The organism is Vibrio sp. 14N.309.X.WAT.E.F5 (assembly GCF_030397615.1).
GTDB lineage: Bacteria > Pseudomonadota > Gammaproteobacteria > Enterobacterales > Vibrionaceae > Vibrio > Vibrio lentus.
The window spans coordinates 87,540-99,432 of sequence record NZ_JAPNXR010000003.1; the positions used below are offsets into that span (position 1 = coordinate 87,540).

The 11,893-nt window shown below is 44.3% G+C and carries 8 protein-coding genes and 1 pseudogene; 4 read left to right on the forward strand and 5 right to left on the reverse strand.

What is annotated here, in order from left to right:
• Positions 1-270, forward strand: a pseudogene (locus OW495_RS04730) (cytochrome C); the annotation flags it as partial.
• 158 nt (positions 271-428) lie between these two features.
• On the opposite strand, the gene OW495_RS04735 reads toward OW495_RS04730, so the two are convergent.
• Together OW495_RS04735 and OW495_RS04740 are read right to left on the reverse strand one after the other, a co-directional pair.
• On the reverse strand, positions 429-1,358 hold the full coding sequence (locus OW495_RS04735; protein WP_004732134.1) for a LysR family transcriptional regulator: 930 nt from the start codon (positions 1,356-1,358) through the stop codon (positions 429-431).
• A 26-nt stretch (positions 1,359-1,384) separates the two neighbouring features.
• A complete protein-coding gene (locus OW495_RS04740) occupies positions 1,385-1,825 on the reverse strand; it encodes an Lrp/AsnC family transcriptional regulator (RefSeq protein WP_102290953.1) in 441 nt (146 codons plus the stop codon).
• A gap of 141 nt (positions 1,826-1,966) precedes the next feature.
• On the opposite strand from OW495_RS04740, the gene OW495_RS04745 reads away from it, so the two are divergent.
• The gene (locus OW495_RS04745; protein WP_029222567.1) at positions 1,967-2,551 is read left to right on the forward strand and encodes a LysE family translocator; all 585 of its coding nucleotides are present in this window, start codon (positions 1,967-1,969) and stop codon (positions 2,549-2,551) included.
• A gap of 52 nt (positions 2,552-2,603) precedes the next feature.
• Here OW495_RS04745 and OW495_RS04750 read toward each other — a convergent pair whose 3' ends face one another.
• Positions 2,604-2,993, reverse strand: a complete 390-nt coding sequence (locus OW495_RS04750; RefSeq protein WP_102290954.1) for a DUF1294 domain-containing protein — start codon at positions 2,991-2,993, stop codon at positions 2,604-2,606.
• 156 nt (positions 2,994-3,149) lie between these two features.
• Here OW495_RS04750 and OW495_RS04755 point away from each other — a divergent pair, with 156 nt between their 5' ends.
• Together OW495_RS04755 and pulA are read left to right on the forward strand one after the other, a co-directional pair.
• On the forward strand, positions 3,150-4,922 hold the full coding sequence (locus OW495_RS04755; protein ID WP_102290955.1) for an alpha-amylase family protein: 1,773 nt from the start codon (positions 3,150-3,152) through the stop codon (positions 4,920-4,922).
• Positions 4,923-5,274: 352 nt separating this feature from the next.
• Positions 5,275-8,982, forward strand: coding sequence for a pullulanase-type alpha-1,6-glucosidase (gene pulA / locus OW495_RS04760; RefSeq protein ID WP_102290956.1), 3,708 nt, complete (start codon positions 5,275-5,277; stop codon positions 8,980-8,982).
• A 536-nt stretch (positions 8,983-9,518) separates the two neighbouring features.
• On the opposite strand, the gene OW495_RS04765 is transcribed toward pulA, so the two are convergent.
• Both OW495_RS04765 and lamB read right to left on the reverse strand, forming a co-directional pair.
• Entirely contained in the window at positions 9,519-10,346 is an 828-nt protein-coding gene (locus tag OW495_RS04765) for a MalM family protein (protein ID WP_102290957.1), read from the reverse strand.
• Positions 10,347-10,511: 165 nt separating this feature from the next.
• Entirely contained in the window at positions 10,512-11,795 is a 1,284-nt protein-coding gene (gene lamB / locus OW495_RS04770; protein ID WP_198592616.1) for a maltoporin LamB, read from the reverse strand.
• Positions 11,796-11,893: the final 98 nt, after the last annotated feature.

Below are 11,893 nucleotides of genomic sequence, written 5' to 3' on the forward strand. Positions count from 1 at the left end.
GGTATGCACCGCGTGAACACCGCTGCCTATTTCATCTATGAAAACATGCCGCTTGGAAAGAGTCAGCAGCTTTCGATTCAAGATGCTTGGGATGTGGCCGCTTTTGTGAACAGTCATGAACGCCCACAAGACCCACGATACAAGGGTGATGTTGCAGGCAATGCTAAGCGTTACCACAACCACCAAGGTTACTATGGTAAAGAAGTCGACGGTGATGTGCTGGGTTCCAAAGCGTACCCAAGTGGCAAGGAAGCGATTCACGAGCACTGATCTCGAGTCATGAGCCTCTATTCCCGAGAGTAAGAACTGCTCAGGCCTGCTATAGCTAAGCTTTACATTGTAAATTAGTGACTGCCGGAAAAATAAAAAGGAGCCAGATCGTGTGACGATCTGGCTCCTTTTTTGTGTTTAAACTTTTAGAAAGACAACTAACCTTGCTGCATCTTTTCCCAAATGGTCGGAGAGCCAATATAGTCTTGCACCGTAGTAATGAACTCTTTGACTAGTTTGGTCTGCTTACGGTGCGGATAGACAGCGTAGATTGCGGTATCAATCGTAGAGATCGGATAATCTGGCAGTAAAGTGACCAAGCCAAGTTCTTTCATTGAGGCATACAGGTTTGATTGATCAAGGAAGCCATAACCCAAGCCATCTTTCACACAGGAGACCATGGTACGAACATCACTCACCTTATAGTTGCCACGAATCGTTAGGCTTTGGAAAGTGTTGCCATGCGGCTCTTCACTGATACGCAGATGATCGACCGTCATATCACCATTGGTATAAATCACGGCAGGTAACGCGAGTAGATCTTGTGGCGTCTTCGGCTCACCATGCTGCTTCACAAAGTCGTTCGAAGCGACCAACATAAAATTACTGTCGGCAATCTTCTTGGCAATCAAGTTCGATTCAACAAGCTTACTGAAGCGAAACGCGATATCAAACTGCCCTGCAATAATGTTGGCGATCTTGTCGTCCAATGACAGCACAATCTGAACATCAGGGTACTTTCTCATGAACTGAGTAATGATAGGTTGCAAGTATTGCTGACCAAAATAGATCGGCGACGTAATTCGTAGCACACCTTTGGGTTCAGATTGGTACGAGTCGGCAATACCTTGGATCTGATTAATAGTATCTTTCAGCACATAGGTTTGCGCGAGAATATCTTCCCCTGCCGACGTCAACGAGAACGAACGCGTAGAACGGTTGAGCAACTGAACACCTAAATCTTGCTCGAGTTTTTTTATCTGTTTAGAGAGTGATGAGTTGTCCATATCATGCAAGGTTGCCGCTTTGGTAAACGACCCTTGTTGAACCACATCTAAGAACAATAACAACTGATTAGTATTTGGCACTGCGCCTCTCCTGAAATAAAACTCGACTAACGTTCATCTTTGGGTGTATCCATCACAACCATGGTCGTAATGGATTGAACCTGAGCACATTCCCCAAGCACATCGGCATGAAACTTCTTATAGCCCGGTAGATCTTTCGTCTCAACTCTAAGCAAGTACTCGTTAGCACCAGTAATGTTATGGCACTCCACCACCTCTTTTTCCATACTGACATGCTGTTCAAACTCTAGCTGAGCCGCTTTGCTGTGGCTCGATAAACCAATCGAAACGTAAGCAATAAAGCCAACGCCCATCAGGCCATTATCCAGAACTGCACGGTAACCTTGAATGATCCCTTTACGCTCGAGATCTTGTACTCGCCTTAAGGTCGCTGAAGCCGACAAACCAATCCGTTCAGAAAGCTCAATGTTGGAGATTCTGCCGTCCATTTTAAGCTCTTGCAATATCCTTTCGTCAAATCTATCCATAAGTACTTATTATTGTGCATTAAGTGATAATTGAGGAAATAAAAGCACATAATTGCCTCACTTTCCACCTACTATGTTTCTCAACACGTGAAAGTCATGACCGGTCAGTCACTTCGTTCATTTTACTGCTGGAGAATCACAATGCCTTTAGAACAACTTAGCGCACTTGCCTTGTTTGCGTTTGTCTCGACCTTCACACCAGGTCCAAATAACATCATGCTCATGACATCAGGAGCCAATGTTGGCTTTGCTCGTACTATTCCGCACATGCTGGGCATTGCTCTGGGGTTTGCAGCCATGTTGCTACTGGTTGGCTTCGGCTTAATGGGGATTTTTAACGCCTATCCGGTCTCTCACCAAATCTTAAAATACCTGAGCCTTGCTTACCTCGTGTACCTTGCGATTAAGATAGCATTGAGCGGCAAAGCGAAAAGTACTGAGGCTTTTAAACCAATGACCTTCATCGGCGCTGCCAGTTTTCAATGGGTGAACCCTAAAGGTTGGTCGATGGCTCTGACTGCGATATCCGTTTATAGCAGTGGCAGTTCATGGTGGGAGCTTGCAATCATCGCAGCAATTTTTACGCTAGCTAACTTGCCATCAGTGACATTCTGGACGGCAGCAGGCAAACAACTGCAACACTGGTTAACAACACCAGTACGCATCAAGAGCTTCAACTACGGTATGGCAGGCTTACTTCTAGCCTCAACGATTCCGATGTTGTAACCAGATAGTTTCCCTATGATGGTTAGTAAGTGATTACTGGCCATCAATTTCATTACAAGTATCCAATAATCTCGCTAAGCCAACGTCCAAATATCGCCTGCCCGCTCGGGGTTAGCGTCCATAAAAATGCTGCTACATTGATTACCACAGTCAGCCAATAAATCGCCCTAAACGGCTGCTTTTGCGTTTTGTGGCGTAGCTTATCTTGAGCGATCAACGCCCCTAACCAGCCACCAGCAACAGAAAAAATATGCAAAGTTTTCTCTGGCACGCGCCAATTGCCATTGATCGCAGCTCGCTTGTCCTTCGCGTATACAAAAAACGTCACCAATCCGATAGCCAGATACCAAACCAACAGCGCTTTAGAACTTTCTGAAAACAACACAGACACGGCCACCAACACCAAATAAGTGATCGCGATTTGAATAGATGAAGACAACATCAACTCCTTTTGGGTAACAGCTCACATACTGTAGCAATTACGCCCTGTAGATTTTGATAAGGATGAGTAAGGCATATTGTAATTCGGTTAGCCTGCAAAGAATAAACAGCCCTTTCATCCCTACATAACATGATGGAAGTTAAAGGAATTATAAATATGTACAACCAAAAGTACGCCATCTACCAAGTTTTTACGCGTTTATTTGGCAATAAAAACACCCAACATGTTCCATGGGGCACAATCGAGCAAAATGGCGTCGGTAAGTTCAGTGATTTTACCGACAAAGCGCTGTCAGAAATCCGCAAACTCGGTATGACTCATATTTGGTATACCGGGGTGCCACATCACGCCGTCATCAATGATTACAAGCACATCGGGATTTCAGACGATCACCCTAACGTAGTTAAGGGACGCGCAGGTTCGCCTTATGCGGTTAAAGATTACTACTCAGTCAATCCTGACCTCGCCAACAACCCTGAACATCGGTTAGAAGAGTTTGAAGCGTTAATTAAAAGAAGTCACGATAACGGTTTAAAAGTGATCATCGATATCGTACCGAATCACGTTGCGCGTCACTATAAAAGCTTAAACAATCCACAAGGCGTCTGTGACTTTGGTGCTCAAGATGACACAACGCAGGAATACCACAGAGACAATAACTTCTACTACATCCCCGACAGCACTTTTGAACTGCCTGATATCGAGCCCGCTTTTACGCCGCTTGGTGGTGAACAGCACCCTAACCTAAGCTCCCCGTTTATAGAGACGCCGGCCAAATGGACGGGTAACGGCTCACGTTTAGCCAAGCCTAATTTCGATGATTGGTATGAAACGGTGAAAATCAATTATGGCGTGCGACCAGACGGTTCAAAAGACTTCCCTGAACTACCGAGTGACTATGCCCAACGAGATTACCGAGAGCATCATCATTTCTGGGAATCGGTCGCTGTGCCTAGCTCTTGGATTAAGTTCCGAGATATCGCATTATTCTGGTTAGACAAAGGCGTTGATGGGTTTCGCTACGATATGGCTGAGATGGTTCCAGTCGAATTCTGGAGCTACCTCAATTCATCGATAAAGATGAAAAACCAAGATGCCTTTTTAATGGCTGAAGTATATCAACCGGACTTATACCGCGACTACATTCATCTCGGCAAGATGGACTACCTCTATGACAAGGTTGACCTGTACGACGGCCTCAAAGCCATCATGCAAAGCAAAGCTTCAACGGCAATCATCCCTGAGATCCAACATCAGATGATGGATATTGAACATCACATGCTGCACTTCTTGGATAATCATGATGAGCAACGCATCGCGTCTCCAGACTTTGTTGGCAACCCGAATATCGCCAAACCAGCAATGCTCGTAAGCGCGTTATTGAGCAGTTCTCCAACCATGATCTACTTTGGACAAGAAGTCGGAGAACCCGGTGCAGAGAATGCAGGGTTTGGACAGCCCTCACGCACTTCTATATTCGATTACATCGGAGTCCCACAACATCAAAAATGGATGAATCATGGTGCCTTCGATGGCGAATTATTAGACGAAAACGAAAAGCAACTACGTCACTTCTATCAAAAGGTAATGAACTTTTCGCTTGAGCATTCTTCAATGACAGGTGAATACCGAGACTTACACCAGTGCAATAACTTGAGTGATTCAGTCTACGCATTCCTTCGCTATGATGACCAAGAGCTCACTATTGCTGCCGCAAATTTCAGCCGACACGCCACTGAGAGTATTCACTTGAAGGTCCCAAATGATGTCATCCAAAAGCTTAAAATAACGGATGGCAATTACTTGCTAGATGAACATATTGAGGGCGTTCGCCAACAAGTATTCAACGTTGAAAATAGCATCGGAAATTTTAATATCGAATTAAAACCGCTCGCATCTTTGGTTTGGGTATTATCGTTAGATGAATAACCTATCGATCAATATTAGTTACCGAACAACTATTAACTTACTAATTGATAATTAACTTAATTCCCAAGTTAAATTAACAACCTCTCAATTCGATACCTTCCTCACATTAATAAGGATGAGCTCTCATCCTTATTATCTACTCCTAGCTTCTACGCCTTAGGTTATTAATATCGAACATATGAGCTATTGATCCAATTAATTTCACTTAAACCAAATACAAAGCGTGATACTGACACTAGGTTTCCTATTTTTACGTATTAAAAATAACTTTACATATAGCCATCACAAATAGTTGGCCATCATTCGGACTAGGATATTCATCTTCATAAAAAGTGAAATATGGATATCAAACGTGAACAACATAAATATTAATAAGAACATCACTCTACAACGCACCTTCGACTTTACAAAAAAGAGAAGCTTCAGACGATCAACGCTAGCCAAAGCGATTCTACCTCTCTTCACCGCCACCCTTGTCGCAGGCTGTGGCAGCGATAACAACAGCGACACGGATGCTGGCAACAGTGGCTTATACAAAGCAGGCGAAAACGAAGTCGTTGTGTATTACAAACGTGATGTTGCAGCTGCAAGCACTTCGGGTTCTACTTACGACGGCTGGGGGCTTCACCTATGGAATGGCGAAGGCTGTACTAGCACGGACTTAGTAGCCATGGGTTTAAGCGAAACGGGTACTAACTGGGAAGCACCTTACGAATTTGATGGTATCAGTGATACCTACGGCGCTTACTATGTGTTGAAAGTCGATCCAGATGCTTCTGACCCACATAAATGCATGAATTTCATCTTACACAATGGCGACGAAAAAGCGTTTGGTAGTGCCAATTCTAAAATCGAGCTAACCAAGCTTGGCGATTCACAGGGCGTATTCGGGTTCCATGGCAGCAGCGAGTTGTATTACGACCCAATTTCAGAGCGTCCCGTCAATATCGATGGCCAAAAAGCGCATTGGTTGGACGCAGAGACCATCGCCTGGGAAGCCGCTGGTAACGCCGATTCTGTGAAACTGTTCTACGCACTCGATAACAGCATCACGATGAACGACGACAAAGAGATCGTGGGCGGCACTGCAATTGAACTAAGCAAAGATGGGGAATTGTCTTCTGAATTGAAAGAGCGTTTCCGCCACCTTGCAAGCTTACCTGCCCTTGCTATCGACGTTGACGACAACACATTACGCACCATCTTAAAATCTCAGATAATTTTTGTTGCCTATAATGCCAATGGCGATGTTATCTCTTCAACTGAGGTTCAAAAGCCAGGTGTGCTTGATGCGGTATTTGCTAGCGAAGATGCTGGTAACGCAATGGGTGAAGAACTAGGCGCGATTGTTGAAGGCAGTGCGGCTACCTTCAAACTTTGGGCACCAACAGCGCAAGATGTAGAACTCGTCCTATACAGCGAAGATCTGCAAAATTCACAAGTGTTCCCAATGACGGAGAGCACTGAGACAGGTATTTGGGCGACTGATGCTGTGTCTAGTGCAGTCAACAGTTACTACCGTTACCAAGTGAAGGTCTACCATCCAACCACAGGTAACATTGAAACTCGCCTAGTAACCGACCCTTACTCACTCAGTTTGTCGAAAAACTCTGCATACTCTCAAGTCATTGACCTTAATGATTCAACACTGAAACCAGAAGGCTGGAGTAACTATAAGCGCGACACAGAAAAAACGGTTCAAGACACAAACCACGTACTTTACGAATCACACCTGCGTGACTTTAGCTTCAGCGATAAGCTCGGCACAAAGAGCCTAAACGGCAAGTACCTCGCTCTCACAGAAGCAGATCGTGAGTCGGTCAAGCACCTACAAGCTTTGAAAGATGCAGGTTTAACGACGCTGCATATCTTACCGGCATTTGATATCGCTACCGTCGATGAAGATGAAGCGAGCCGTGTCGATATTACTGATACCGTTGGTAAGCTATGTGATGTAAAACCTGCCGCCGCTTTGTGTGGAAACGAAGACGAAAATAAGGTCATCGAAGATGTACTCGATGGTTATGATCCTTCAACAGGCGATGCACAAGCGCTAATGAACGACCTGCGTATGCTCGACAGCTTCAACTGGGGCTACGACCCATTCCATTACACGGTTCCAGAGGGCAGCTACGCGACAGATCCAAACGGTTCTCAGCGTATTCTAGAGTTCCGTCAAATGGTAAAAGCCACGCACGACATGGATCTTAAACTGATCATGGACGTGGTATACAACCACACCAACGCGTCTGGTGTGAACGATAAATCAGTACTGGATAAGATTGTCCCTGGGTACTATCACCGTCTTAACGTAAACACTGGTGGCGTCGAAAACTCGACTTGTTGTGACAACACTGCGACTGAAAACCTAATGATGGGTAAGTTAATGGTCGATTCACTTAAGGTGTGGGCTGACGACTATAAAGTGGATGGTTTCCGTTTTGACTTAATGGGCCACCAGCCAAAAGACGTAATGGTCGAAGCATTGGAAGAAGTGCGCAAAATCGACCCGAATACCCTCTTCTACGGTGAAGGTTGGGACTTTGGCGAAGTAGCGGATAACGCACGCTTCGATCAAGCAAACCAAATCAACATGGCAGGCACAGAAATCGGTACCTTCTCAGACCGTTTGCGCGACGCCGTACGTGGCGGTAGCCCGTTTGATGGTGGCGTCGATTCAGAAGGCAACCACCCACTTCGCTTTAACCAAGGCTTTGGTAACGCAGCGATTGCCAACGAAGAAACAAAGTCCGACCAAGACTCTACCAACGGTCGCTTACACAACCAAGATCTTGTTCGTTTAGGGATGGCAGGTAACCTCGCAGAATACGTGCTAATTGATTACAAAGGCGACACCAAACTGGGTAAAAACGTCGACTACAACGGCGCGCCCGCTGGTTACACAAAAATGCCTTCAGAGAACATCTCTTACGTTTCAAAACACGATAACCAAACGCTTTGGGATAACAACGCTTACAAGATCGCTGCAGGTACTAGTTCTGCAGAGCGTGCTCGCATGCAGTCTGTATCGCTTTCTACCGTGATGTTAGGCCAAGGTATACCATTCATCCATATGGGTTCTGAACTACTTCGTTCTAAGTCTATGCAGCGCGATTCTTACGATTCAGGTGACTGGTACAACCGCGTCGTGTTTGATGGCACTGACAACAACTGGAATGTTGGCTTACCACGTGAAGACAAAGATGGTGCTAACTGGGATTTGATCAAAACTATCATTGCTGACAGTACGGCTAAACCAGACGCAGACGACATTGAACTAACTAAGCAGCAATTCCTAGAGCTATTGAAAATCCGCAGCTCAAGTGAACTGTTCCGCTTAGACACAGCAGACGAAGTCATGAAGCGTGTCGACTTCCGTAACGTTGGCGAAGATCAAGTCGAAGGCCTAATCGTGATGTCTATCGATGATGGTGTGTCCGCAGGCAAAAGCCTTGACTCAGCCAACGATGCGATTGTCGCGATTGTAAACTCTACCAATGAATCTCAATCGTTCAAAATCACAGGAGCGACAGGTTTCGCACTGCACACAGTTCAAAAAAGTTCAGCTGATGACACAGTGAAAGGCGCAAGCTTTGCCGCTGAAACTTTCACTGTACCTGCGTTAACAACCGCAGTGTTCGTACAAGCCCAAAATGGCGTCGTACAAGGAGCAGGTCTACCGGTTGATAACTCAGGTAAAGATGTATCTAGCATTCCGCCTTACGGCCAAACGACTGTTTACGTTCGTGGTGACATGAATGAATGGGGCGCAAGTGATGATTGGGCGATGAGCTTTGTTGCTAATGGTGTTTATTCTGTAACAGGCAACTTAGAAGCTAATAACTATGGCTTCAAGTTTTCGGATGCAGATTGGGGAACACCTAACCTTGGCTGCAACTCTCTTGAACTGGCATCTGGATCTATAGCCCTCGAGACCGCAGATGATGGGAACTGTAAGCTTAGCGTCACTGAAGCTGGCAGCTACACATTCACTCTGAATGCGATTCATGAGTTAGATGACAATGTAGAAAAAGCGGTCGTTTCAGTAATCAAGAATTAAGCCTTATGATTCTAATAAACAGATAATAAAACCAGCGAAAGCTAGCCTTTTGGGAGACGTCAGTCTCCCTTTTTTTATCCTCAATAAACTCTAATCCCAATGCACCACACCGTTGCTTTGCATCTCATCGAACAATACTCAGTGTTAAGTGATAGACGAGCCACCTTAGTTCTTAGTAGAAAGCATAACGACTTCGAGTGAGCGTCTAATTTAAGTGTGTGTGAAATTTAGGAAGCCGAGTTTAGATTTAGGTTGGTAAATGAAATGGCGATGCGTCAATAGAGTTCGTATTCAGCTTTTTGAGAGGATTAAAATAGACAAGAGTGTTTTAATCAGCAGTGAGTAAATCAAGACCATAAATAGCCAAGAACGTCCATTTATATTAGCAATTGATTATTATGTGTACGTCAGTAGTTATTTAAACCCCAAGTATTCAGTGATTGTAAATGTTATTTTTTACTTATTGCAGGCAATAAAAAAGGCCCCTAGTTAGGAGCCCTTCTCTTTATATCAATAGGTATTTACAAACTCGTCGACTACTTTTTATTAACGGCTTTTACAAATACTTCTTGCGCGCCTTCAATACCTAGTGCTTTTGCTTCATCTAATAAGCTCAGAGCTTTCGGAATATTGTCTTCAGTTACAGCCGTTTGAATCGCATTGTGATAGTAGGTTTGCGTTTCAGGTTGAATGGTATCGATCTTAGCAACCGCTGGTTTAGCGTTAGATTCGCTGCTCGATGAACCAAACGAGAAGAAACTCGCTCTATCGATAGTCACTTCTATTTTGCCGACATTACCGTTTGGAATTGGAATATCTTTCACTTCTGGTAAATAGTTACCACGACCTTCAGCATCTAAACGAGCAGGATGGATCACATCTGTAAAACCACCAATCTCTTGCTGGTCAGTGTAAACCACTAAGAAAACCGAATCTTCTGTACGTGGTGGGAAGAACTCTTTTTCAGCAACAAGTCTATTGCCCAAGTGCATTCTAGGCTTCTTATATTCAAAGTCGCTTTGGCCGTAGCTTTCTAACTCTTTACCATTTTTGTCGTAGATTACTGCACGTGGGACAAATGCTGTATCTCCAATCAAACTAGAAATTGTTAATGAATACTCGCCACGATTCGCAGGAAGCTCAACTGCAACCACAGGGCTATTAATCGATTGGTAGTTCAGGTGTTGGCTTTCTGGCGTAACATCAAAAATTACAGAACTCGGTAATTTCATTGCTGCAAACTGAAGTCCAGCAATAGAATTTACTTGTTCAGCCTGCGCCACTTGCACTTGCTCGACTACTTGTGCAGATTGACAACCGGCTAACGCAACACAGCCGCTCAACATTAGAGCTTTAAAATACATAACCCTTCCTTTTTGTTATTTTTTTAAGAAATTTACTAACTTTAATTACCACAAAGAGAACTATTCACCTAGGGAACGATCAATTTATTTGTACATTCCTTAAAAAAATAGCCGACGCGAGCCGGCTATGAATTAGGACAGTTTAGGATTTGTTAAGCTAGGTGTTTACCACCACGCTTCTACTTGGATACCAGCTACGTATTCAGTATCTTCATTTGTACCAAATGCGTTGTCATTTTCAGTATCTAGGATGTAAGAACCGTAAACACGGATTTCAGGACGAGCCCAGAAGCTGTCACCCATAGCCCAAGCTTGAGCTACTGTGAATTTAGCGTTACCAAAGTCTTCTACACCAGTACCAGCGCTGTTGATTTTCTCACCAGCGTTGTAACCAGCTTCAAATACTGTACGCATTGTGTCGTTCCACTTGTACATTGGACGAGCCACTACAGAGTACTGATCGATGTCTTGTTTAGAAGCACCAATTTCAGAACCAGCTAGGTAAGCAAGTTGGTGACCCATTTCCCATGATTCGCCCAGGTTCATAACACCCCAGTTGATCAAGCGGTAACCCGTTGCATCATTTTGGTCGCCTGAACGGTCGTAGTATGCGCCAGCACCCCAGAAGTTAGCAGCTTGAACACCGTAGCCGTTAGTACCGTACTGTAATACAGTTTGGTTAAAGCCATTATCCATACCTTGGTGGATAATACCTGTAACTAGTAGACCGTCATCACCTTTAACTGATTGACCATCAGTTGAAGTAGCGAAGTTGTACGCCATCGCAACTTCTAGAGAAGCGTCAGACCAAAGGCCAATGTTAGCTAAACGAACATCAGCAATGTAGCCAGTTACATCTTCAGATTCTTTACCAACTACACCCCATGTAGGAGTGTCACCTGGATTCGTACCTGCAACCCAACCGTACTTGTCCGTATCAGATGTTTGAGAACCATTATCTTGAATCAATGCAACAGACAGTTTCTGGTCGCCAATTGATAGGTTCTCAACACCGCCACCAGTACCAGAAGTGTTCAAGAAGTAGAAGTCAGTAATGTGGATGTCTTTACGTTGGTAGTATGTTTTACCAGCCCAAATAGTCGCTTCTTTATCAGAAGTAATCAGACCTTTCGCTTTAACAGCAAATTGTGCAACGTTGAAGTCAGCATCTTCCCAACCATTTTCGCCTGGAGCACCAGATGCGATCATCGATTCAATACGCCAAGTTTGCTCACCTGTTTTTAGCTCTTCAGCAAAACCAAACTCAGAGTAGTTGTCATTTTCGTTACCTAGACGACCAATACCGTTTTTATTAACAGATACGTCACCAGAACCGCTTGCACTGATACCAGTACCAGCACGCATGTAACCATTAAAATCTACAGCGAACGCAGAGCCAGCAGCTAATGTAGTTGCCACTGCAGCAGCAATCAAACTTACTTTTTTCATTCTTAACTCCATTAAGGACGATTTATTTTAGGTTTTTATATTTTTGCTCTCTTGCGGCAACCAAAGGCAGTAATGGCGGACGTAAGATAGAGAGGTTT

Excerpts from the sequence above, each read along its gene's own strand:
- OW495_RS04745 (WP_029222567.1), top strand. The coding sequence starts at position 1,967 with ATGCCTTTAGAACAACTTAGCGCACTTGCCTTGTTTGCGTTTGTCTCG.
- lamB (WP_198592616.1), bottom strand. The coding sequence starts at position 11,795 with ATGAAAAAAGTAAGTTTGATTGCTGCTGCAGTGGCAACTACATTAGCT.
- OW495_RS04750 (WP_102290954.1), bottom strand. The coding sequence starts at position 2,993 with ATGTTGTCTTCATCTATTCAAATCGCGATCACTTATTTGGTGTTGGTG.
- OW495_RS04755 (WP_102290955.1), top strand. The coding sequence starts at position 3,150 with ATGTACAACCAAAAGTACGCCATCTACCAAGTTTTTACGCGTTTATTT.
- OW495_RS04765 (WP_102290957.1), bottom strand. The coding sequence starts at position 10,346 with ATGTATTTTAAAGCTCTAATGTTGAGCGGCTGTGTTGCGTTAGCCGGT.
- OW495_RS04740 (WP_102290953.1), bottom strand. The coding sequence starts at position 1,825 with ATGGATAGATTTGACGAAAGGATATTGCAAGAGCTTAAAATGGACGGC.